We start from the raw sequence: 23,082 nt of genomic DNA on the forward strand, positions 1-23,082 counted from the left end.
AACGGTCCTTTTCGTGGTTTCGCGTATCAATCGCCGTCGCGCGGGTCACCAGGGACGAGCTGGTATGGACTGGGGAGACTTAATGGAGCATTCAGAATTCGAGATCGGCATGACGTTTTACTCCGGCGCAACGACACTTTGGCGCTGCACGGACGTTGGGTCACGAACGATTGTGGCCGTTGAAGTGAAAAACGAGTACCCCGCTCGTCACCAGGCACCGCCCTTTTCGGATGCTGTCGAGATCGTGTTCGACGAATACGATTTTGGAGGACTGTCGCGTCAGCCGATTACGGGCTGATCGGCATGAGTTCGGCGACGCATCCGTGCGCCCTATGGGCGCCCGGACCGCCAGTGAGTTCCACGCGGCGCCTTGCCGTGCAAGGAAGTCCGTCTGAGTGCGATCAGATCTTCTATCTGTTGCGCGCGCTGTCGTCCGTGCAGCCAGGTGTTCTGATGGGCGTGTTCCGGTCGATCGAGCTGGATGGGGCAGCATTCGCATCGGCGAGTCTCCTTCCTTCCTTGATCAGATAAACCGAGCGCTTATCAAGGTCAATCGGGAAAAAGCGCATCCTGAGCTTGAACATCCAGACCGGCCACCGCCTGAAAATGAAACGATCGAGAAGGTAATTCGCCAGCGTGGCGTGCTCCACAATGAGATTCCAGTTGGCCACTACGTCGGCCGCTTTCTTCTGCAGCAGCTGCTCTGACGCCGCGATATTCGCCGCTGGCATAGGCGCCTTCGCGGAGTTGTCCATCTGCGCAAACTCGGCGAGATCACGCGCGAAGTAGCGATGAATCATCTGGCAGTGGTTAAGGTGGGCGTAGAGCGCAGCATCGATGTCGGAAAGCTGGCCGAGTGCGGGACTATGCAAGACGATTGCCACAGGCTGAACCCTTAGCAAACTCCGACAGATCGCTTTTGGCACCTCTGTCTTCGGCAGGTTGCGCTCACGAGCAGCCTTTTCGAGGCCTTCCTGAGCTCCACGGAAGCTCATGAGCTCCGGCAGCAGTGCGCCTGCTGCGATGCGTCGTTCCCGTCGAGTGGCGCGAGACGCGACGATGAGTGCGCCCACGACACCCATGATGCCGCCGACCGCCGCGCCAATCAGCGTTTGCCATCTGTCGAGAAACGCAACCAGATCGAATCCATTGGTCAGGGGTAGCTGCGAACACACCAGCGCGGCCGTGTGCGTGATCTGAAAGATATGTGCGTCAGTCGTCAACGTCGATCTCCCTATGCGTACGATTTGTCCCGATGATGAGGTGCGATCGCGGCCTGATATCAGTGAGTATCGTGTTTCTAGCGATGATGATAGTCCACGCTGTGGAAACCTATCGTGCTTCTAGCGATGGTTGCGCCTGAGGCGGAAGACATCCGCAGCGTTTGCGTGCAGATGCTTCTCAAATTTGAGAAAAAAGAGCCTTGCAGTCTGGCAAAATAACGAACTCAACATTGTCGAGCGCCATGCGCCGACTGTCGTGTTTGCAGCGATGGGTTCTCGACTCGTAGTGGGCAACTATCGTGATTGGAGCGATGGCACCCAGTCGCGGATCTACACCTCAGGCGCCCAGTAGCGCGCCCTATCTGAGCCCTGGACTCACCGCCGCGCTCCGAAACACCCACCGATAGAAGAACTACGCTTCGCGCTCAACAGATTCAGAATTTGTAACGTTACACCGCAAAGAACGAGCAAGGCATATCAGGAGACAGGAATGTCAGCGGGTTTTGTGGTCCAAGTACGTACTCCGGCCACGTGTTCGCGAGATCTTGAACAATCTTGTCGGGACGTTCGAAAAGCCCGGGTTTCACGCAATACTGAGCGGCCTCGACCAAGCGAGTGACGACGTCGATTAGGGCGCCCTGACCAAGGCAAGCCGGGATCGTGACCCGAACCGCCTTAGATCCGCCATCTAGACAGATGTGAACCAAATGTCTATGTACTGCCTTCGTGCCATCTAGGAATCGTTTGAGATCAAGGTGACGTTGCTGGCGCGCGTGAATTCGGACTTCGTAAAGAAGCCCCGGCTGACCGGCGGCTGGAACCGCCCATTCGGCCCATGGCCGTCTCAGTACTTCGATTGTGACGAACAACGGCTCACGTGGATCCACTGCACCAATCCGTGCCCACTTTCCGTCGTCAGTCTGAGTCCATGGCAACAGGTCAAGATGAAAGAAATGCTTTACGAGCGGGTCTCTATCTTGGGGGAGAATCGGTTGAGCGTCGTTGTACGATGTGCAGAAGTTCCAGAACCCGTGATCGATATCGCGCAGAAATTGGACGACGCGCGTAAGGTCATCACGATGACCTCGTCGAAAGTGTGCAACGCGGTGGCGAATCTGGCTAATCTCGGCAAGCTTCCCTTCCCAAATATCCTTTGGGGGGAAGTATCCCTCGAACAGGGACCAGTCATCGGCAACAATTCGTGAAAGCTCGGAAAGCTGCGCGTAGCTAAGCAATGCCTCCTCGCGCGTTGGCATGTGGGTAAGACGCTTGTCAGCTTGCCGTGGCCCAGCCGCCTTCTTCACCTTGGTTTCCCAATTGTCACCCGTTTGCGCGCGAATCTCGACGTACACCATTTCGCGCAGCCACGTTTCGAACTGCCACAGTCTCGCGTACGTTTTGAGATTCTGTGTAGGCAACTCCGGGATGTCCTGCAGCTCGCTCAGCTCATTCCCCTCGCTGCGCGGATTGTCGCTGTCGTCCATTTGGTATTCGTCCAGTGGTGACCCTGTGTCAACAGTGCTCATTCTAGGGCACGTGATGTCGCTCCGGAACGACGTCGGCGACTGTCGTTACGCCAGGTTCCGCAGAACGCGTCGATCGGCGTCGTACGGCGCTCGGTACAACTGCCCGGCAGGCACGCCCCGCACTGTCGGCTGGAACTGGCTAGCGACGCAGCAGCGGCGCACTCTGGTCCGTCGCAGTTGGCTTATAGTGGTCCTGTTCACCTATGAGCGGTTCATCACAGGGCTTTCAGATCTTCACAACTCGCCGTATGCGGCTGGCGTACCGGACACGAGCGCGCTCGGCTAGCCGAGGAATGCGCACGGCGATCGCGCGCGATCCGCGACAACGCCGCGAAAAAGATATGATGGACTTCATCGAGCAGGTCGCTAAGGACGCTTGGGAATGAACTAGGGAGACTAAATGGAGCATTCAGAATTCGAGATCGGCATGACGTTTTACTCCGGCGCGACGACACACTGGCGGTGCACTGACGTCGGATCTCGAACGATCGTCGCCGTCGAAGTGAAGGACGGTGACCCCGCTCCTCGCTAGGCGCCGCCCTTTACGGATGCCGTCGAGATCGTGTTCGACGAATACGATTTTGGGGGGCTGTCGCGTCAGCCGATTACTGACTGATCGGCGCGCGGCGCGGTGCGTACTGCTGTTGCAACTACTTCGGCTCGCCCTTGTCGACCTCGGGCTCATCCAAGAATGCTCTGAGTCGCGCGACGCTTGGCGGAGTCACGTATCGGACGCCAGACGGCGCGGTCTGCTGCGCCTTCGCGCGAGCAAGATTGAAACGCTCCTGTAACGGCATTGTCGGATCGATCTGGTCGGCCTCTGTGATCTTCTCGTCCTCACGTCCGTTGCCGCTCGTGGTGTAGCCGCTTCGGCGAGTGGCGTGCGACTGCTCAACCTTTGAACCGAATTCGTCAAGCTGCTTAAGTGCGTCACGTACCTTGGCTAGCTGCGCCACCGTGTTCGTGTCGAGGATCATTCCCGGCCGCTCGCAGCACGCTACCAGTCCGCGCATTGCGTCCATACAGACCTCTTGGCGTCTCGCAAAAGCGCTGAGTGTTATCGTTTGCGCGGAGACGACATCGAGAACGTCTCCATCGAGGCCCCTCACTGTATGCCGAACGAAGCTGAGACCGCCACGAATGGCATAAAGCAAATCTTCTGTGTGTGACATGGCCGGTCTCGCATGTTGTATTGTTTCCAGTGTCCGACTGGAGGCGGCGAAATGGTATTCATCTGGCACACAACGACAATTTGAATCTCTCGAAGTATGCCGGATGCGCTCTAGTTGCGGTCATTGTGCAGCGTCAGTTGCGGCCTTCAATATGCGCTGCCCGGTGCCAGTGCCGACGCCTACCTCCTTCGCGATTTTGGCTCACGCGTCCGCCAGGTAGCGGTACAACGACACGCGACTGATCCCCATCGCGCGGGCTACGGCGGCTTTCTCCTCACCGGCTGCGCAGCGTGCACGTAGGTCGGCAACTTGCTCAGCATTCAGTTTCGGCGCGCGACCCTTATAGACGTCCCCCTTGGCCTTCGCGATCGCAATGCCTTCTCGCTGTCGCTCGCGGATCATGGCGCGCTCGAACTGGGCGAAACCGGCGAGCATGGTCATCATGAGATCGGCCATTGGATCGGCGACGCCGGCGCGAAACGTCAGGCTCTCATTCACGAATTCGACGGTTACGCCTCTGGCGATCAGCGACTCGACGAGCTCGAGGAGGTTCGCTGTATTGCGTGCGGCCCTGTCGATGCTGTGCACGACCAACGTATCGCCGTCGCGGACATACTCCAGTGCCTTCCTGAGCTCCGGGCGGTCCATGTTCTTGCCGCTCGCCCTGTCTTCAAAGACGCGGTCTAGTGGGACGCCGTCGAGCTGCCGCTCGGTCGATTGGTCTACCGACGAAACGCGCTTGTATCCGACCCGCTGGCCTTTGCCCATTTTTCGCTCCGTCCTTTCTTATCATGTAATCCTGGATTCTAAGGGGCTTTTGATAATGCGTAAATAAATCAATAACAGAACCCTATTGTTACGTCAATCGCGGTATGCGCCGGTGATACGAATAGGTGTACCCCAAAGTGACGCGACGCGACGTTGCCGGTGGCCGCTCACGTTTCGCGCACAACGGTCTATGCGTCTTTTTCTCCGTTTCTTCCCCGATAGATGGCGTTGAAATTCAGTCGTGACATGACGATTCCGATTATCGGGGGAGCACGACGCGCCCAGCACACAACCATATCGCGGAGCAGGAAAGAGATGAATCAAGCTGTCGCAGTCCAGAACCAGAATCCGGCAACCGTGCCGGCGAAAACCATCGATGAACTGATCGTTGAGGGATCCGCAGAGCTGATCGCGGCCCGCTCAATCAGCGTGATAAATGCGGTGCTCAAGCGCTTCGACGTCAATTATCGCGTGCCGCTCGACGACGATCGCCTCAACGACGTGGCCACTGCACTATCGAGGGCCAATCACGTCGAGTTGAAGATCAGCGAGGAACTGGCGACATTGCAGCAATCTCTTGGCGCGCTCGAGCGGCGTTTTTCTGAATGTCTCGCACGCATGGAGGCAATCCTGGCAAACCGCCAGCTAGTCGATCTCGATTTCGATGAGTTGCGCCGCTTCGCTGCGCTTGGCGAGGAGTGCCGTGCGACTACCAGGCGCCTGACCGCGACACAGGCGGCGCTGGCGCAACTCGATACTGGTGCTGCCGCTGCCGCCGTCGCGCGCTGCAGCGCTGAAGTGGACCGGGTCGGGTACGGCATCCTGGCGGAAACTATGGTTGGCCATGTTATTTGCGCTGAGCGCGCGCTTATCGACGCCGTCGAAGCAATGCGCGCCGTAGGCCACATCGGAGCCAGGCATCTCGGGGGCGCGGGCATGAGCCATACCCCCGATTCGCGCCTCGTGGAATTGCTCGGCGTCTGACGATCACCGGACGTCCTTCTGGTCGTCCACAAAATCCCCGATTCTTTCCCGATAGAACGAAAAATTTCACGGATACGCAGGTCGTGACACGACCATAGATTCATGTCCTCTTGCACGTTGCGGCGGACTAGAACCCAAAACGAATAGACGGAGTAGCAAATGAATTCAGTTGCAGCAGCGCACCAGCGCACCATCGACACGATTACCGGCAAGATCACCGAAACCGTCGGCCGTGTGAACGCCGCGATCATCTCGAACGACGCGAAAGCACAGGCCTCGCACAAGCGCACGCTGGCGTCGCTTCATGATGACCTGAAAGAAGCCCAGAGGCACGCGGAGGCGGCCCGCCTCGAGCAGGTTGAGGCCGACCGTGCTGCAGTCGAGGCCGACGGCGTAGCGATCGCTGAGCAGACAATCGCCCGCGTGAACGACATCATCGCGCCTCATGGCGTGGCCCCGATCTCCGTAGGTGACGACCGTTTCGGTGCGACGGCACATGCCCTGGCCTTGGCAAGGCAGAAGCTGGCCCGCGTGATGGATAAGGTCGAGGTCGCCGGCAATAAGCTCGATGAAGTCGAATCGAAGATCTCCGAGCTGAACGCGAAGCGTGACGCGATTACGGCCGCACGCCTGGCGGGTACCGATCAGAAGGGATCGGCTGACGAATTCGTCGCACTTGGCGCCGACATCGTGTCACTGAGCTCGATGCTGGAGCCGCTGCGCAACGCGCTCTCGAGCGTCGACTCCAGTAATGAACGCACATGGGTCGCGAAAATCGAGCAGGAGCTCAAGGCGCTTGTGTCGACCATTGCAGTCGACGCGGTGCAGGCAAAGGTGCGCGATGCCGAGCAAGCGCTGCTCGCCGCCGTACGTGGCGCCTATGCCGTCGGCGTGGCGCAGCAGATCACCAAGGGTTCGAGTGTGCTTGCCCACTATAAGCCGTCCGTGGCGCTCTCCGAGCTCGTGCGCCTGGGGAAACTGTGATGTCCGGCGCCGCGCCGTTCGGTCCTGACAACGTCGGTCTCGCTGGCGGTCGGCCGGTGTCGATGGTGACCCTGACCAAACAGGCCGCCAAAGAAATCCGCGTTGCGGCGCCAGAGCTGATTCGCCTGGCGATCGCCAAGGCACTGGCCGGTGATTCTGGGGCGCTCGTCGCACTGCTCGGCTTGATGCACAACCAAGCGCCGCAGGTCGCAAAGCGCAAAACGCCGAAGCCAATCATCGGTTCGAAAGATTGACCTCCGTGCCGCGCCTGACTCGCGTGGCTTTAAACCCTCGGCGCCGGTCGTCGAGGGTCTTTCTCAGGAAGCGGTAACGAGATGAGTTCAAGAATTCGATCGGCGCGTAAGGTGCATGCAGAAACGCACTGACGATGAGCACAGCGCTCGAGGCGCTGGGTAGTCACCTGCGCGACGCGCGGCGCAACCCCAGGCCTAAAGCGCCCGCGCAAGGCGTGGTGCAGGCACAACCAACAAAGGTAGATGATGATCCGTTCGAATTTTGATTTGCTTCTAGATGACCTTGCGGCGGCTGGCGCTCGACGCGTCGATGGGACATCGGCGGCCGGCAAGGCCGCTCGTGCACGTAGTACGCTGGCTAAGTCGGTGCCGGCAACATCCCTAAAAGACTTTTTCGCCAAGGCTCAAGCGGCTGGCGGTAAGGTGACGATCCGTGAGACGGCCAAGGTCGGCGACAAGGTCCTGGTCAAGGGAAAGAAGGCGGAGAAAATCGCTGCCGGATCACATCCGGGGCTACACCTCGAGGGTCTGAGGCAGGATCTCCAGCAGCATGTGGAATCGCAGGAAGTGTCGCCGGAGGACTTACGGGGTCCGCTGTCGGAGCCATTGCTGCGCCGCCTGCTGGCTGATGCCAAGTCGGGAAAAATCCATCTCAATGCCGAAGACCTCGAGAACCTCGACAAGGCATTCCGCGCGCGTAACGCCATCCCGATGTACCTGATCAAACGTCTCTCCGGACAGTGACCATGCGCCGGCCGATCGTGTTCATTAAGAAAGCGGCCGCGCCGGCGGCTGTTCCTGCGCGGCCCGTTCTGTTCGTTACTCCCGTGACCTACCTGCTCGACAGTGGCCCAGATCCTGAAGCACCAATGTCCAGCGCCGTTCTAGGCGTGCTGGCTAAGGCGGCGTTAGATGCCGAAGAGGGTGCATTCACGTATGCCGGCGCGACCCACGCGCGCGAGGCCCGTGAAGCGCTCGCACTTGGCGCTGCTGCTTGGCTCGAGGGCCGTCCTGTTCCGGCGGACCTGCGCTGGGCGGCTTGGAACGCGCATAACGGCGTGCTGGTACAGCAGCGCGGCGAGTGACAGTGTTGTTCCTGGTGGCGGCCGCGCGTAAACGGACTGCTGCTGCCGTGCTTTATGGCGTGCGCGATCTTCGCGGCCCTGCGCACGCAGTCGGGCTGCATTCAACAACGGATAGGAACTGTCATGGCGAGCATTCGAGTGCGTGCATTAAGTCTGCTTGTCGATGGCAACCTCACGGCGACGGCGATCGCAGGGACGCTCGGGGTCGACCGGAATTCGGCAAGTCATGCGACCGCGCGCGCCCACGCTGCGGGTGAGGTGCATATCGTGGACTACCTGCGGACCGGGAAGGATCTGGCGCCGGTCTACAGGCTCGGCGGTGGCGACGACGTCGAACGTCCTGCGCCGCTGGATCCGAACGATCGCTCGACAGCGTACCGCGCGCGGCATCCTGATCGCAATCGCGCGAGCTCGCGCGCCTGGCGCGAACGGAACCTCGAGCAAGTGCTTGCGAAGCAAGCAGAGTATCGTGCGCGCCGTCGTGCTAATGCGACGCCTGAGTCGGTGCCTATTGATCCGGTCGAGTCGTGCTCACAGAATCCAGCATTGCCCGCCAAGGAGATCGCCGTGTCTGAGTCCGTGCTGCAATACTTCGAGCTCGACGTATTGCCTGGCGTGAAGCATTTCACGTGCGATCGGTACAAGGCCACGCTGAGCACTGAGGCGTGTGCGGATCGATTTGGAAAGGCGAATGGAAATGCCCCTGACGTTCACGTGGACCGTTACCACGCGTGCCGGCGTTGTCCGCTCGGCGCGATGCACTCGGGCGTTGGCCGGGATCTGAATATCGGCCGATTAAGCGGGATGACGATCTGCGGACGGTGCCATCGAGGCGCGACACGGCTGATCGGCAAGCATCTATGCATTAGTTGTTATAACCGATCACGTGAGCTCCGGATCGGCAGGAACGGCAAAGGAAACGCCCCCGTGAGGCTGGCTCGCCTTGATGCGCGTTCGGTTACGTACCGCGCCGGCGGCGGCGTCAAGACTCGCGAGCTCGCGGAGAGCGTTGACACTGAGGAACTGATCGTCGCCGTGCTGCGAGATGAGGAACGCACACCTCAATTCGGCTGGCACGCCCCGGCGGCGATGGACTGGCTACTCGACGAAGATTTGTATGACCGGGCGATCGGCAACACGGTCGAAGTGGTGGATATTGCTGCCGTCGCCGACAGCGTGCAGGAACACACCGTCGTGCCGATCGTGGCGAGTCCTGCGGCGGATATGGTCGTGCCAGTGCCGGCGGCGATCGATGCTGTCCAGGTGCATCCGGCGGCGGATGTCGACCCGCTACAGGTAATACGCGATGCAGTCGCGCAGCTTGAGCACGACGCTCAGGTGTGTGCGCCGACGACGTCGCGGCGTGCTCCGAAGGGCCAATGGCAACAGCAGCGTCGAGAGGTCCGCGTGGGTAAAGTCACCGCCGGGCTGTTACGCGCGGTCGGTGCTCTGCCGCCGCCTGCCGTTGTATCGATTCCCATGACAACGCCTTTCTACACGGCTGACCTGTTCGCGGACTAGACGGCGTTGACTCAGGATTCGGACTCTTGCAGACGCTAAGCCAAGATGGGCGCCGTCGACGGCAGTGTGCAAACCGATATAGCGGCGAAGGGACGACTTCGCCAGCTCAAGGCGCTCAAAGGAAATCGCAATCGGTTATTCGTAGCGAGAGGTGGACGGTCGGTGCGACTGCGCACTCGTGTGGCATCATCCCAAGCTGCTCTGTAGCGTGATGAAAAAAATGGAAACGTTGCCTGCGACCGAACACCCTTACCAGTCATGCCCGTTGCTTGGTTTCTCGATCTACTCGGTCATGCAAGTACGGTTGCTCCGAAAATTGGGAGACCAGTTTGTACAGTCGGCCAATCAGCTTATGTCGAAGGAACCCGAGCGTCTTTTCGACGGCGAGGATCACTTAAATACCTACGGGCAGTTTTGGCTATGGGTTCTAGGGGCCTACGAGGTCACCCGCACAATGAAGGAGGCTAGGTCTTGCTTCTCTAGCGGAGCCTCGGCCCGCATCGCGGCATTCAATCAACGGCTATCAAAAGTACGAATGCCATTCGCAAAACAGCAGCATCGTGGGAAAAAATCTATGGTGGCTGGTGAACCGGCTGTGAACACGTTTGACTTTAACAGACGAGATCTCGTATTCAGGATCGAAAATGCCGATTTCTATGCCAAGGATCTTGTACGGGAGTTCAATGAGTTGATCGACGGCGTCGAGGCCGAGGATGTGATTCGACCCATCCATGCAGCTTTCCCTTAGCGCGTTTCGGGCGATGCATACTCATCGCCAGCAGTCGGCCGCACTGCTGCCTTGCGACCCCCGACCATCTCGATCGCGATACGTCCGCGACTCAATAGCTCGATCAGCGGGGCGAGAAATAAACTCGAAAGAACGTTCGCGTCTTCGTCTCCAGCATACCGAAATCACGGTTTTCGAAATGCCACTTCAATGTCGGCCTCGCCGGCTGTAGCAAAGGTTGGCCGTCACCCGCCTTGTTGTCGCTGTAGAGGCGCTCGACGAAGGCGCGATCGTCGAGGCGAGAGTCGGTTTGCATCATCGTTTCGTTGCAGTGATCCGCGTACACAACCAATTCCAATGGATGACCCGATGAGACGGTCGGAAAAGCCATGTACGCCGCTCCAGCCGGTAGCTGACTTTGGATGTACCGGTTGCTGATTCTGAATAACCGTGTCCATTCGGCTGATCCAATGCTGAAAGCGGCATGGTCAGAGATCGCGATGATTTTGAACTCGTCATCGCTAACATCGGCGAACACAAGTCGTCCGCTGCGGCCCCGTGGGTTGGCGCCTGTTACTGCCCCGACATGAAAGTGATGCAAGCCCGTCTTAGTCAGTACATGGTCTTTTTCGTGGCGACGTTTCTCAGCCGATACCTCGGGCATCGCGAAGCCCAAGGTGTTGACGAGGCCGGATAGGTGCGGCGTCAAGTCCTGACCGCGTTCGACCTTGCCGACGAGAGGCCGGACCTGTGATCTGATTGCCGCGAAATGATAGGAATCAACTCCGCCTGACCAAACCACCACTTTGCGGGGCTTGGCGGGCACGAAGCGCATCCTCCACGTGAGGTAGATCAACATCAGGTGATTCGTGGCCAAGGTGCCCATGTGCGCCGCCGTTGCCTTGGTGTTGGGCACCTTAGGAATCGCTTTGATCAGTTCAGCGCGGAGCGCAACGACGCGGGGTGGAAAGTTTGGTGGCATGGGCATCGATGTGTCGTGGGTTTCATCCTTGTCCAGCAAGGGCCTCCGTGGCGCTCCAGAGGGTTGCATGTACGCGGGATGCGCGTCGCGCGGGAAGGGGAGATTCAACTCCGCTCCAGTGAGCTCAGGCCTTCGCGGCGTCCCCGCAGGAATGAGGCCAAGCTGTTCGGCTCAAAGACCGGCAGCGGTTCGCCCTGCAGGCAGCCATTCCGCGCCCTCGTTTCGTCAACGAAGGCCTGCAAGGCATCACGGAACAAGGTTTTCCCGTCAATCATGGATCCGCGAACGATGGCGAATGGGTCTCGGCCGAACACGGCGGGATGGCTGAGCAGTGTACCTAGTTGGCTATCGAGATCGTCGTCCTCGCACTCGATCGACGTCCACGCGCGACGCGCCTCAAGAGCTGTGATTTGCTTGCGGCGACGCCTGCGCGCGATCATTGTCTTGGCCGCAATTGCGGTGCGATCGGGGCTGTGGATGATGCCTTCAGTGGTGTAGACGACAGCGTTCATGGTTTGGTCTCTCTGGTGTGGTGCCGGATCCGCCGGCGCAGCGAGTTGTTGGGGTGCGTCAGGAAACAAAAAAGATAGTGATCGCTAGGCACACGGTTAAGCCGTGTCGTTTTGCTCATTGCGACAGTCGTCCGCCAGACGCCATTCCTTGTCGTCAGGTCGTTTAACCCACAAGTCTTTCCAAGCATTTCTGCTGCTGCTCGCTATCGTGTTCGCGAGGCTGCCCGGCGAGATCGATTTGCCGTTGTAGATGATTTCGTCGCCTTCGACCTTTGCGTAGGAATAGGCGCCCTTGTACTGCATTCGTATTTCTGTGCCTTCGGGCAGGAACAAGCTCTTCCACTGGTAGCCACGAGTGCTGCTTTCCGTAAGCAGCTCAGGTTTCCAACTGGCGCTGTCGAGCCAATATTCGATGGCCGTGCTGATCACCTCAACAGGTTCGCGAGAGTCGCTCTTGCTGCGCAAGAAGTCCACCAAACTTAGAAAAAGATCGACGTCGACAGGAACTGAAATATGCTTTGTCATACTTAAATCTCCGTTTTGTAACGTAAATTCACTATACACGCAGATAAAATGCATCGTCAAGCATAAAAACGTGCAAAAACGGAAAAATAAGTGGCTGCGGTGCTGGAGGACGACACCTTAGTGTCGTTTGTGGGCCGTCGAGCGTCGCGGGTTTCGCGCCACGCCGTGCGCGTTGCGGATGATCATCACCGGACGAGACTTTCTGTATGAGCTACGCGGCGTGGCCGACCCGTGAATCAGTCGGCGGCGCAGCGCATATGACGACAGCAGGCGCGCAGCGACAGGCGCTGGAAATGCGCGAGGGGCGAGAACTCAGCGCGTCGCGCCTAGTCTTCCGTAAACCGTTGAAGCCGACAGATTACGAGCGCGCAGCCTGGACGGATCTCGAGACAGACGATGAGGATTTTGAAGGCGCAGATCTCGATGGTGATGCGGCACGGCGAAGTGTTCGGATCGGACTATTCCGCCGTCATTCGCGGGTGCGTGATCGGCGGCGACCGTCTGTAGCGTGGCGCGCTCGAGCAGTTCGTCGCCGACACCCGTGCGGCAAACGGCTGTCTGTACGGCGAGCCCTTTCGGGCGGATTTCCTGCAGCATCGCAGCGCATGAATGACGCTGCGCCTGTGATCTCAGCGTCGCCGCTAACCATGCAAACCCTACGCTTCCAGCAACGACTCGCCGGCGCCCTGTTCGCGCGCGGCATCTCCGGCGAGATCGCCTGGAGCGCTAGGTGCCTCACGGTGATCATCGACGAGGAGCGCCAGCCCGAACCGGCCCGGCAATCCCTGGCGAAGCATTTTCCCGATGTCCGCGTCACCTACCAAGTGCGCGGAGATCTCTGTCCGTCGTTACCCACCGAGAACCACTTGTAAACCCACGCTGCGCCCCGTAAGCTTTACACGGGGGAGAATGTCAAGGCCCTAAGCCGGTCAAAGAGTCGATCATCATTAAGGTTTGGGAACACTGCCAGCCGTTGCAGAACCTCCTTTGAACGCGTCGTTGTCGCCCATCTGAATCTCATAACTCATCAGGACCAACATGACTGAGGAAAGAAGGCCTACCACGCTCATGCATTACACCTCGGATAGTGACTCGTTCTCTGTCCACCGCCGCTCTGCCCGGGACTACGCACCCAGCTCGTTCGAGCATCCATCGAACGGCCACATCGAGGTGGTGACGGGCACTTCGGTTATTTGGGCAATGCTGTTCGGACCGCTGTACTTCGCGTACAAGGGCGCATGGAGCTGGGCGGCAATCGAGTTTCTGGCATCCGTCGGGCTGAGTGTCGGCGGCGGCATCCTCGGCTTCGCGCTCGCGATGACCTTCCAGTTCGTTGTGGCGTTGTGCGCGCGCGGCATTGTGACTCGCTCCTATCAATCGCGCGGATGGCTTGATGCTAATCGCCGCCGCCCGGAAGCTATGCCGCAAATCCAACTGAAGCCCGAATCCTCACCTGCGAAGAAACAGTGTCCGGCCTGCGCGGAGTCGGTGCTCGCCGAGGCGAAGATCTGTCGCTATTGCCGGCACGAGTTCACTACACCGTAGCCGCGTCAGTGGCTTCCATAGGCCCTTGCAGACGCGCTATTCGGTTTGCGTATAGCGCTTCGCGTGGGGCGCGCACAGGAGATCGCGCCGTCAGCCCGTACAGCACGAACTAGGGGCCAGCGACCTGATCCCAACTGGAGAACACACAGGCGGCGCTTCGGAGCCTTTTTCTATGACGCGCGTCGCCGTACTTCGTCCGGCGCAGTTCGCTGCGTAGGCGCCGTGCGCTGACACGATCAGCGTGCGACGAGCGAATGACAGAGGACGACCCAAACCCGACACTCAAGTTTTCGCAGAGCGGCCGTTCGATGTCACTTTTCCGGCACCTGGGAATGGTGATGGGCTCAGTGACGCGACCGTGTGCAGCGCAACAACAATGCGCTTGTTGCAGCGTGGCACGACGCCTAGAATTAGGGTTTCATCGCTTGCCTACGGAGACCAAACTCAATGAAAAAACCCCTGTCCTGTTTCGCGCTGGCTCTGCTTCCCTGTGCCGCCTACGCTGGCAACCTGCAATGGAACCCGGTACCGATCCCCGGCGGCAACAACTACGGCAACTTCGGCCAGAACCAGAGTTCGCAGGCAACGACGCAGATGATCGGCAATATGGCCTACACCCAAGAGAATTACACCGACAATCAGGGATATCAGGCGCAACGTCGCTGTTATTCGCAGCAAGTCGGCAACCAGATTCTGACGCGCTGCGACTGACCTGCGCAGGCGGCCGCCTGCCCTGCGGGTGGCCGCAGAGAAAGCAACGCGGATTCGTTAAACCTGATGAGATGCAATTGCACGTAAACATAAAAAAACTTGCCGGTAAACGATAGCGCGGAACTGTTTATCGACAAAGTTGTTCGCCGTAGTTCTTAAATTTATGATTAGTTATCTGAAATTGTTTTCTCATGAATAACATAAGACTTGTTGCGTTATCAATATTCTTGCAGTTCTTTTTGGTAGACCAGTCACTGGCGGCTACCACAAATAATATTGATGGATGGCAGACAAGCTATGCGGACACGAATTGCATAGCCGATGGTGTGGCACTTGATCCAAAGAATAATTACGTCTGGCAGGTTAAATTCGTTCACTCCGCCCAAGATCCAGCCGCCTTGATTGTTGGGCTTTTCAATAAAGAAGTCGCAGCCATGTTTGCGAAGACTTCGATTAGAAAAGATGTCGAAGCTGAATTGGTCATTGAAGGTAAAGAGTTCGAGGCTAGCCAATTCATGTTTGATGAGGATGGCTGGATGGTGATACGGGTATTTTACGGCATTACTCTTCAAAAGAACCTTTCCGAGAATAGCCAAATGTCAATTGTTTTCAAACCGTCGCAGGATGCCAGCAAATTTCTCGTATCAACCCTGTACTTGTCAAAAGCAAAGTCAGTGTTTAACTGGTTTCACGAATGTTACTTCCCGGGTTGATTGAGGATCGGCATCCCTCGCTATTCGGGGTGGAACGGCGGCGGTTGTTCCACGTTGCGATGGAAATGAACATGGCCGTGGCGAGCGCGAGACGGAAAAACGAATGCGCAATGCGGTAAATAATTGCACTGCACGCTCTGCCTTTGGGGCCAGAGCGCCTGCTTTGTGCGTGGTTGGAGACGGAGTTGGGCACTCGTCGAGCGTCTCAAATTGGCCGCACTGCGTCTCACGACCGGGCACGCGACTCGTTCCCGGCCCGTGCTTCATGCAACAGGCATAACCCGACCGAGGCCGTGTGAAAACGCATGCGGAATGCGGTGCTCGAAAAAATTGACCCTCCAGATCGCTCTGTGTTGGCCTAGTGGCAACTCGGGAAGGGTAAAGCGACACCCAAAAATCGAGTACTTTTGCGTTTTCACACGGGTGCGCCGGGAGACCGGCAAGGAGTAAGTGGTGCAAGTCCACTGCGATGAAGGAATAGCGAACCACATCGGCCCCGAGCCGTGCGCAGGCATCCGTGAGGATGTCGGCGAAGCGTCGGCAGGGGTACGTGCAGGCCAGCCATTGAGCCACGATAGAAAACTGATTCCGGGTGCCGACGCTGTCTGTGTAGCGGAAGACAAAACGTCCGAGCGCGCAATCGCGAGCGCCCGGATGACCCGGCGTGGTCGTAGAACCTGGCATGTGCGCACGCTCCTTGTTCGGGAACCGGGAGATCTCCAGTCTGGCCTGTTGCAGGATGGACAGGTCCGCATCGGGAAGGCGAGGAGCCGTAGCCGATGATGAACGGACGGGAGAAGTCAGACTCCGCCGTAGTAGCGATGAAGCCTGCGAACAAGGCTGGGGAACCAGCTGCGGAGTGGGCGGAGCCAAGGGCGGGGACCGAGGGGAACACGGGTCAGCCACACACGCACCGGGCGCAGAACCGGGCAAGCGTGCCACAGGGGCTGGAACGTGTACGGCAAGCTGCAAGACAGCGGAAGCAGGAACGGTTCACCGCGCTTCTGCATCACGTTACGGCCGACCGGCTCCGAGGGGCATTCTTTGCGCTTAAACGCAATGCGGCTCCCGGAGTGGATGGCCTGACGTGGCGGTACTACGAGGCGGGACTGGAAGAGAATCTCCAGCGCCTGTACGCGCAGGTACAGAGCGGAGCGTACCGGGCACTGCCTGTTCGGCGACAGTACATACCGAAGCCGGACGGCAAACAGCGCCCGTTGGGGATTGCCGCGCTGGAAGACAAGATCGTCCAGCGTGCGGTGGTGGAAGTGCTGAACGCGATATACGAGGAAGACTTTCTGGGTTTCTCGTACGGGTTCCGGCCCGGGCGTAGTCAACATGATGCGCTGGATGCGTTGGCGACGGCCATCACCCACACCCCGGTGAACTGGATTCTGGACGCGGATCTTCGGAGCTTCTTCGACTCGGTTAGCCAGGAATGGCTAGTCCGTTTCATGGAGCACCGGATCGGCGACCAGCGCATCATCCGTCTTGTGCGCAAGTGGCTCAAGGCGGGTGTTCTGGAAGACGGAGAGCTTAGCGTCAGTGAGACAGGGACACCACAGGGATCAGTGGCTTCACCGCTGTTCGCGAACGTGTACCTGCACTACGTCTTCGATCTCTGGGCCAACCGGTGGCGACGGCGGGAAGCCAAAGGCAACGTCATCATTCTGCGATACGCAGATGACATCGTTGTCGGTTTCGAGCACGAAGCTGACGCGCGGCGATTCTGGGACGCGATGCGTTTGAGGCTGGAGGAGTTCTCGCTTGTGCTTCACCCGGACAAGACGAGGCTGCTGGAGTTCGGCCGCTATGCAGCGGTCAACCGCCAGAGCCGGGGTCTTGGCCGACCGGAGACCTTCACCTTCCTGGGTTTCATCTTTATCTGCGGCAGGTCTCGTCGCGGGGCTTTCCAGTTGCAGCGGAAGACCCGAGGGGATCGCATGCGGGCGAGACTCAGGCAGATCAAGGAGGCGCTACGGACGCGCATGCACGAACCGATTCCAGTGCAAGGGCAATGGCTCAGGCAGGTAGTTCGCGGATACTTTGCGTATCACGCGGTGCCTACCAACTCGCGGGCACTCGGCGCATTTCGACATCACGTCACCGCTCTATGGCGGCGCACGCTCCGGCGGCGCAGTCAGAAGGACGCCATGACGTGGGAGCGAATGAGACGAATCGCCAATGCCTGGCTTCCGCCCCCTCGAATCCTTCATCCGTGGCCTGACCGGCGCTTCGCCGTCAAACACCCGAGGTAGGAGCCCGGTGCCCGAATTGGGCACGCCGGGATCTGTGCGGGGGGTGCTCAGTAATGGGCATCCCTACCGCAATCCTCGACCCATTCCGGTCCTTCGGCGCCGTGTGCTGGTGCCGCTGCGCGAGCTTGCGGGCCGGCACGGAGCCCGGCCTGCTGCAGACCCGAGCTCATTCGGTGCCAACCCAATCCAACCAACACGAGTCAACTGTCATGCTTAATCGTCCCTAAAGTGCGCCCGAAATGGCTCACGCCGTAAAGGGCGTGAGCGACGAGCACAGCACCACGTCATAGAGCGCCAGTAACACGCTTGCAGTCGCTATTTGTGATTGTGATTACTGCAATCGCAACTCCGTCTTCCCCTTTGTAGCTGTAGTTGACGGGGATGTTGTTGTCCCTAAAGACCTTCATGGCATCCCCGGTGCATAGCCCGTTCACCAAGTACGGACGAAGTTGCGCTACAAACGCGTCACGCGGAATATCAGCACCTTTGTAGCCGACCGTCGTGTAGACGTACGTAAACTGGTGATGTAGCCCGATCGTGGTATCCAGACGCGTGATTTTGTCCAGCATCATAGGTGTGTTCTTGTTTATCTCATTCATTGTAGCCACTAGCTGCTTGTCGATTTCGGCCTCTTTGTTTGAGCTTCTATAGGATTGGCCTGCAGCAGAACCCACCGCCGCTCCCATGAGCACTGGAGCAAACTTGAATAGAAAAGCACCTACGAAAAGCGCGAGAAATCCCCAAAGCTTCTTCATTCTTGGCCTCCTTGATTTTTCGACTGCCGAGCGTAAAGCTGTAAAAATTCCCTGTATGTGCGTAGCACCACGCGATTCGTTGACCGGGAAGCCTACACGGAGCCCGAAAGGCAAAAAGTCTGCGCCAGCAATCGGAACCGCGTCCCGTACAAAGCGACGCGACAACTACGTTGACAAACACCGGCTCTGATAGACGCGAGAAAGGCTGCTCATGGCCGACCTGCAGCCCGACCCGGTCGGCCGAACCCGTCCTTGACCAGCCGTTCGGACTCGCGCCATCGCAACGCCCGCTTCCAAAAGCGGAACCGCCGCTCGCCGCGTCAAGTTGGTTGGCGAGCCATTGGCCAGTCGGGTAATGCGGTCAGAAACCCTCCCAGCCGGGAGCTGGACGTCTTTCGCCCCAGACTATGTGGCCGCCAAATCTCCGCGTGAGTTCGACCGTGCCGTCTAAAACGTGTGCGGACGGATTCAGAGAGCAAAAATTTGAGAGGAAGACAAGCGCCGTATCACCGTCCGGCGCGGTCAGCAGATTACCCAGCCCGTCGGCCCTTCTCTTATCACCAAAATTGTTGCGCACGCTATAGGCGCTCATGAATCCCCAGACCCACTGGTTGATGCCATACATCCGGGCGGGTTCGTGTTTAATGAACTCGTCGTCAAACTGCCGACAGGTCAGGTTTCCCGCGCCGATTAATAGGGCTCCGTCATCCATTTCAAGCTTCGCCGTTCTTGGGGTCCCCACCACCTGCGCCGATTCCTCGGCGTTGGCACCGAAAGCAAGCAATGCAGAGCAACATAACATCGTCGATACCGAACGCTTCATCTTGCGGACGCCCTTTCGTTATAGTTGGCCGATTAGGTCACGATAATCCATTTGTTAACTGACAAATTGTGCGGTCCGGCACGTCCATGGGAATCCAGTCCATTTTTCGGAAAGCCGCCCGCGCTGGCTGCCGCAGTTCGTCGCCATTTGGACGCGGCTACGCTCGAATGACGCTAGCATCGGCATCTTGCGCTTCCCGTAGTTCGCCGCCGAGCTAGGCCGCCGTCGCCAAGCACGGGCGTCAGGTTCCCGAGTTATTGTCAAATGTGGTGTTCGTATTAATCGGCGCGATCAGGCGGCAAGCGGTTGCTGAGCCGGTGTGCTGTCGGTCACCGGTAGTCCGTCTTTGAACGGGACGCCTTCGAGCAGCGAGGCGATTTTTTCGGGTGCACGAATGCGCCGCCACGATTTTTCCGCCGACTCGATCAGCTTGAATGCGAGGCCCAGGAACGTCGCACGCGAGACGCAATTGCGCGTGCGGGTTGTTCGATGTCGAACGGTGGCAAAGGTCGACTCAATGGGATTGGTCGTTCGCAAGTGCTGCCAGTGTTCGGCAGGAAAGTCATAGAAGGCCAGCAGTTGATCTCTGTCTTTTGTGAGTTTCTCCGTCGCCTTCGGATACTTTGCCGAATAAGCATCAGTAAAGCGGTTGAAGGCCGCGAGCGCTTCTTCGCGCGTGGCGGCTTGCCAAATCTCTTGCAGTCCAGCTTTGGCCCGACCATGCTGTGATTTGGGCAAAGCGTTGAGCACATTTCCAGTCTTGTGGAACCAGCAGCGCTGGTGCCGGGTCTTCGGAAACACTTCAGCCAATGCTGCCCACAATCCCATTGCTCCATCTCCGACCGCGAGCAGCGGGCCGCTTTGCAGGCCTCGCGCTTTCAGGTCCAGCAAGAGCTCGCACCAGGCGTCCTTCGACTCGCGGAACCCGTCGCCGATTGCCACGCGTTCTTTCGTTCCGTCCGGCTTTACGCCGATGATGACCAACAAGCACTGGCCATCCGAATCGTCACTGCGCAGCCCCGTGTGAATGCCGTCAGCCCACCAATAGACCCAGCGCGCGTTTGACAGATCGCGTTGATTCCAAAGGGCGTGCTCATCGGCCCACTGAGCCTTCAGACGGCTAACCACGTTCGGCGAAAGACCTTTGGCCTCTTCACCGAGCAGCACGCTCAGCGCCTCGCTCATGTCGCCAGTCGAGACGCCACGCAGGTAGAGCCAAGGCAACGCTGCTGACACGCGGGGTGACTTTCGAACATAGGGCGGCACGATGTCCGAATTGAACTTCACGCCCGAGCCTGAGCGATCGCGCACCTTCGGCACCTTCACGGTGACCGGACCGATCGCTGTCACGACCTCACGCTCTGGCAGGTAGCCGTTGCGAATCACGGTTCGCCTTCCATCGAGCGTCTTTACGTTGGGCGGTTTCAAGAGTGAAGCGCAACAGCGGGTTTAATGTTTAGAGCCTTGAGGTTGACTTGCTGAAGCAAGGGTCGCGGCGAAGACCTCGAACGGCGAATGGAAGGCATGAGTTGCACGAGGTCGGCTGTTCAGACTGTCGGCGATAGCGTCAAGTTCGTCCTGACTGTAGACCGAAAGGTCCGTGCCTTTGGGCAGATACTGGCGCAGCAGCCCGTTGGTGTTTTCGCAAGTGCCGCGTTGCCAGGGACTGTGCGGGTCGCAGAAGTACACCTTCACGCCGGTTGCGGCGGTGAGTTCTTGATGCCGCGACATTTCTTTGCCCTGGTCGTAGGTGAAGCTCTGCCGTAATGGCGCGACAATCGAATTGAGTTTGGCGGAGAAGCCGGCCAGCGCTGAAGCGGCGGTGGCATCTTCCATCCTGGCAAGCAGCACCAGACGGCTGGTCCGTTCAACCAGCACGCCTACCGAGGACTGGTTGCCGGCACCCTTGATGAAGTCGCCTTCCCAGTGCCCAGGCAGCAGTCGGTCTTCGATTTCGGGCGGCCGCACATGAATACTGACCATGTCGGGAATCTGTCCGCGCCGGTCTGTGCCCCGTGTACGCGGCATGCGCGTGCTGTGGCCATGGCGCAAGCACGCAATGAGCTGACGGCGCAGTTCGCCGCGCGGCTGGGCGTAGATAGCCGTGTAGATGGTTTCGTGCGAAACCTGCTGGGTTGGGTCGGTCGGATACATACGCTTCAGTGTGCCCGATATCTGCTGAGGTGACCATTTCCACTCGAGCAGAGTGAGAACGATGCGCCAGCAGACGCTTTGCAGGCAAAGCTTTGGGGGGCGGCGACCCGCGCTGCGGCGTGCGGCACTGAGCGCTTCAGCCGACACGGACGCGTAGCCAGCAGGCAAGCTGTTTCGCGCCAGTTCACGGCTAACGGTGGCTGGCGAGCGACCGAGTATCCGGGCCATGGCCCGGATACTCGAACCCTGCAGATGCAGACTTGCAATGATCAGGCGCTCTTCAGGCTGAAGTTGTTGATACTGAGTTCTTTCGTGCATCGCAACACCTTATACGAAACAGGTGTTGCACTTCAGATTTGAGGCCGCCTTGTCAAACCGTTCGAGCAAGCTCGCCAATTCTGCCTCAATCGCTTGTTGGACAATCTGCCGCGCGCCTTCTTGGATCAAATCATCAAGACCGCTGGCGGGCGCTTCCGATTTACCCGCGCTCGTTTCTTCTGTAACCTTCTTCATTGGTGGTGGATCTCGGTTTGGCTGGTTGTTACTCTAGACAAGCAACATTCTCAGCTAAACCGCCACCGCCTTCAAATCCCTGCCTCGCCCGAACACCAGTTTCGACCTTAACTCCAGGTTCCCCGCTCAGAGCCGACACCCGAATGTACGCCACGGCGCGCGGTCGAAGGGCTGAACATGGCCGCGTGCTGCCCGATCCGAACGGTATCCGCAACCCGAACGCCGCGCGCCCGCGATCGGCAGCGCCCGACCCAGTGCCGCCCCTCAGCTAGTTTCTACAAATGTCACCACCGCGCTGCAAAGCGGCCATTCCGCCCACGGCGCCCGGTCGGACGTATCTGGCGGCCGCCGATACGTGTTCGCTCCCGTCCATGCTCACGATGGATTAGGCTGTCCACATTGGAGGAGCCGGTTGTCGATCCATGCGCGACTCCTGGTGGCTTTTGCGTCTGTGAGAGATCAAGTTTTATGTCCAGTATTGTCCGCACCGGTCTGTTGAGGCGGCTGATCAGTGCGTGATACGGCGTGGCCTTTGACGTCAGTCCCTTTTCTCGAAAAGCCTGTCGATGTATCCAGCTATGCCGGCACCCGCTGCAATAGCCAAAGCGGCTAATGACGACTTGGCGGCCAAAGCGGAAAGGCTTACGCGAGCAAGTTCGCTACCGGTCAACCAAGCACCCTGCGTATCAACCGTTTGAGTTTCTGACTCAAACACAACTTCAATCTCCTGTCCCCTCAAGGCTTCCGCTCGGTCGTCTGCGACCTTCAACAGCTTCCATGGCTCAAGCTTGAAAGCGCTACATGCTTTGCCGAGGTTTTCGAGGGTGCAGCCACGGCCCGCCTCCATCCGTGCCCACGTCGATTGCTTTAACCCGGCCGCCCCAGCTGCGGCTCCCTGAGACACCCCCCGCAATTCTCTTTCTTCTGCCAAGACACCGCCGACCAACGCCGCGTACGCCGCTCGTTTCTTTTCTGCCATGACGCGACCCGTGAAAAAGCAACCAGTGTGCCATAAATTGCATTTCAATGCACAAAAGAAACAAACATAACTTTTATGCTTTTTTATGCATAATACGCATTGTCGCCATTTGGGTCGACTTTGCCAGAGGAGAAAAAGATATGAGCAACCACGACCGGGAAAGCAGCTTTGATTTTGAGTTGAATCGCGGAGGAGTAAAGGTCGGCGCGCGATCGTCTGATCGATTCGTGACCTTCATGCTGGGCCTCGCGGCTAGCACCGCAATCGTCTTGGGGGGCGTTGCTGTGCTCAGTGTCTCGCAGGCTTATGCGAGCAGGATGGGGTCGGACAGTTAGGCTGACGCATGGATGAAAACCGCGGCTCACGGC

The 23,082-nt window shown here is 58.7% G+C and carries 25 protein-coding genes and 2 pseudogenes; 14 read left to right on the forward strand and 13 right to left on the reverse strand.

Translation table 11 applies throughout. The features are described from left to right. Positions 1-64: 64 nt before the first annotated feature. Entirely contained in the window at positions 65-298 is a 234-nt protein-coding gene (locus tag OKW41_RS29855; RefSeq protein ID WP_429574861.1) for a hypothetical protein, read from the forward strand. Positions 299-410: 112 nt separating this feature from the next. On the opposite strand, the gene OKW41_RS29860 is transcribed toward OKW41_RS29855, so the two are convergent. The 4 genes from OKW41_RS29860 to OKW41_RS29875 all read right to left on the reverse strand — a co-directional run bounded on the left by OKW41_RS29860 (position 411) and on the right by OKW41_RS29875 (position 4,689). Beyond that, a complete protein-coding gene (locus tag OKW41_RS29860; protein WP_429574862.1) occupies positions 411-1,223 on the reverse strand; it encodes a hypothetical protein in 813 nt (270 codons plus the stop codon). A gap of 449 nt (positions 1,224-1,672) precedes the next feature. Then, positions 1,673-2,749: a hypothetical protein gene (locus tag OKW41_RS29865; RefSeq protein ID WP_429574863.1), complete on the reverse strand. Its 1,077-nt coding sequence runs from the start codon at positions 2,747-2,749 to the stop codon at positions 1,673-1,675. Between the two features lie 650 nt (positions 2,750-3,399). Then, positions 3,400-3,771, reverse strand: a complete 372-nt coding sequence (locus tag OKW41_RS29870) for a hypothetical protein (protein ID WP_429574864.1) — start codon at positions 3,769-3,771, stop codon at positions 3,400-3,402. A 351-nt stretch (positions 3,772-4,122) separates the two neighbouring features. Further along, positions 4,123-4,689, reverse strand: a complete 567-nt coding sequence (locus tag OKW41_RS29875) for a recombinase family protein (RefSeq protein WP_429574865.1) — start codon at positions 4,687-4,689, stop codon at positions 4,123-4,125. Positions 4,690-5,004: 315 nt separating this feature from the next. Between OKW41_RS29875 and OKW41_RS29880 the strand changes: the two genes are divergently transcribed. The 8 genes from OKW41_RS29880 to OKW41_RS29915 all read left to right on the forward strand — a co-directional run bounded on the left by OKW41_RS29880 (position 5,005) and on the right by OKW41_RS29915 (position 10,265). Further along, positions 5,005-5,673, forward strand: coding sequence for a hypothetical protein (locus OKW41_RS29880; RefSeq protein ID WP_429574866.1), 669 nt, complete (start codon positions 5,005-5,007; stop codon positions 5,671-5,673). A 159-nt stretch (positions 5,674-5,832) separates the two neighbouring features. Beyond that, positions 5,833-6,657: a hypothetical protein gene (locus OKW41_RS29885; protein ID WP_429574867.1), complete on the forward strand. Its 825-nt coding sequence runs from the start codon at positions 5,833-5,835 to the stop codon at positions 6,655-6,657. Next, entirely contained in the window at positions 6,657-6,911 is a 255-nt protein-coding gene (locus tag OKW41_RS29890) for a hypothetical protein (protein ID WP_429574868.1), read from the forward strand. Before OKW41_RS29885 ends, OKW41_RS29890 begins: the two co-directional genes overlap by 1 nt. Positions 6,912-7,045: 134 nt before the next feature. Beyond that, positions 7,046-7,177, forward strand: coding sequence for a hypothetical protein (locus OKW41_RS29895; RefSeq protein ID WP_429574869.1), 132 nt, complete (start codon positions 7,046-7,048; stop codon positions 7,175-7,177). Continuing rightward, positions 7,155-7,655, forward strand: a complete 501-nt coding sequence (locus tag OKW41_RS29900) for a hypothetical protein (RefSeq protein ID WP_429574870.1) — start codon at positions 7,155-7,157, stop codon at positions 7,653-7,655. Before OKW41_RS29895 ends, OKW41_RS29900 begins: the two co-directional genes overlap by 23 nt. A gap of 2 nt (positions 7,656-7,657) precedes the next feature. Further along, the gene (locus tag OKW41_RS29905; protein WP_429574871.1) at positions 7,658-7,996 is read left to right on the forward strand and encodes a hypothetical protein; all 339 of its coding nucleotides are present in this window, start codon (positions 7,658-7,660) and stop codon (positions 7,994-7,996) included. Between the two features lie 54 nt (positions 7,997-8,050). Beyond that, positions 8,051-9,517, forward strand: a complete 1,467-nt coding sequence (locus OKW41_RS29910) for a hypothetical protein (protein ID WP_429574872.1) — start codon at positions 8,051-8,053, stop codon at positions 9,515-9,517. Between the two features lie 178 nt (positions 9,518-9,695). Next, the gene (locus OKW41_RS29915) at positions 9,696-10,265 is read left to right on the forward strand and encodes a hypothetical protein (protein WP_429574873.1); all 570 of its coding nucleotides are present in this window, start codon (positions 9,696-9,698) and stop codon (positions 10,263-10,265) included. 103 nt (positions 10,266-10,368) lie between these two features. On the opposite strand, the gene OKW41_RS29920 is transcribed toward OKW41_RS29915, so the two are convergent. From OKW41_RS29920 to OKW41_RS29930, 3 genes are all read right to left on the reverse strand, one after another. Beyond that, positions 10,369-11,265 (reverse strand): hypothetical protein, encoded by an 897-nt coding sequence (locus OKW41_RS29920; RefSeq protein ID WP_429574874.1) that lies wholly within the window; start codon positions 11,263-11,265, stop codon positions 10,369-10,371. 65 nt (positions 11,266-11,330) lie between these two features. Next, positions 11,331-11,738 (reverse strand): hypothetical protein, encoded by a 408-nt coding sequence (locus tag OKW41_RS29925; RefSeq protein WP_429574875.1) that lies wholly within the window; start codon positions 11,736-11,738, stop codon positions 11,331-11,333. Between the two features lie 96 nt (positions 11,739-11,834). Continuing rightward, positions 11,835-12,263, reverse strand: coding sequence for a hypothetical protein (locus OKW41_RS29930; RefSeq protein WP_429574876.1), 429 nt, complete (start codon positions 12,261-12,263; stop codon positions 11,835-11,837). Between the two features lie 605 nt (positions 12,264-12,868). Between OKW41_RS29930 and OKW41_RS29935 the strand changes: the two genes are divergently transcribed. From OKW41_RS29935 to ltrA, 5 genes are all read left to right on the forward strand, one after another. Then, entirely contained in the window at positions 12,869-13,135 is a 267-nt protein-coding gene (locus OKW41_RS29935) for a hypothetical protein (protein WP_429574877.1), read from the forward strand. A 196-nt stretch (positions 13,136-13,331) separates the two neighbouring features. Next, positions 13,332-13,808 (forward strand): DUF2628 domain-containing protein, encoded by a 477-nt coding sequence (locus tag OKW41_RS29940; protein ID WP_429574878.1) that lies wholly within the window; start codon positions 13,332-13,334, stop codon positions 13,806-13,808. A 447-nt stretch (positions 13,809-14,255) separates the two neighbouring features. Then, positions 14,256-14,519, forward strand: coding sequence for a hypothetical protein (locus OKW41_RS29945; protein WP_429574879.1), 264 nt, complete (start codon positions 14,256-14,258; stop codon positions 14,517-14,519). Between the two features lie 191 nt (positions 14,520-14,710). Beyond that, positions 14,711-15,232 carry a hypothetical protein gene (locus tag OKW41_RS29950; protein ID WP_429574880.1) on the forward strand — a complete coding sequence of 174 codons (522 nt, stop codon included), beginning with the start codon at positions 14,711-14,713 and terminating at the stop codon, positions 15,230-15,232. A gap of 779 nt (positions 15,233-16,011) precedes the next feature. Further along, positions 16,012-17,490, forward strand: coding sequence for a group II intron reverse transcriptase/maturase (ltrA, locus tag OKW41_RS29955; RefSeq protein ID WP_429574881.1), 1,479 nt, complete (start codon positions 16,012-16,014; stop codon positions 17,488-17,490). A gap of 284 nt (positions 17,491-17,774) precedes the next feature. Here the strand turns inward: ltrA and OKW41_RS29960 are convergent, their stop codons facing one another. From OKW41_RS29960 to OKW41_RS29985, 6 genes and pseudogenes are all read right to left on the reverse strand, one after another. Further along, entirely contained in the window at positions 17,775-18,245 is a 471-nt protein-coding gene (locus tag OKW41_RS29960; RefSeq protein WP_429574882.1) for a hypothetical protein, read from the reverse strand. A gap of 361 nt (positions 18,246-18,606) precedes the next feature. Further along, complete coding sequence (locus OKW41_RS29965; RefSeq protein ID WP_429574883.1) at positions 18,607-19,068, reverse strand: hypothetical protein; 462 nt, start codon at positions 19,066-19,068, stop codon at positions 18,607-18,609. A gap of 291 nt (positions 19,069-19,359) precedes the next feature. Next, a pseudogene (locus OKW41_RS29970) lies at positions 19,360-20,481 on the reverse strand (IS256 family transposase); the annotation flags it as partial. Between the two features lie 36 nt (positions 20,482-20,517). Further along, positions 20,518-21,540 (reverse strand): IS30 family transposase, encoded by a 1,023-nt coding sequence (locus OKW41_RS29975; protein ID WP_429448106.1) that lies wholly within the window; start codon positions 21,538-21,540, stop codon positions 20,518-20,520. A gap of 51 nt (positions 21,541-21,591) precedes the next feature. Next, positions 21,592-21,735, reverse strand: a pseudogene (locus OKW41_RS29980) (IS256 family transposase); the annotation flags it as partial. 538 nt (positions 21,736-22,273) lie between these two features. After that, positions 22,274-22,714, reverse strand: coding sequence for a helix-turn-helix domain-containing protein (locus tag OKW41_RS29985; RefSeq protein WP_429574884.1), 441 nt, complete (start codon positions 22,712-22,714; stop codon positions 22,274-22,276). Between the last annotated feature and the right edge of the window lie 368 nt (positions 22,715-23,082).

Source organism: Paraburkholderia sp. UCT70, assembly GCF_050434085.1.
GTDB classification, from domain to species: Bacteria; Pseudomonadota; Gammaproteobacteria; order Burkholderiales; family Burkholderiaceae; genus Paraburkholderia; species Paraburkholderia tuberum.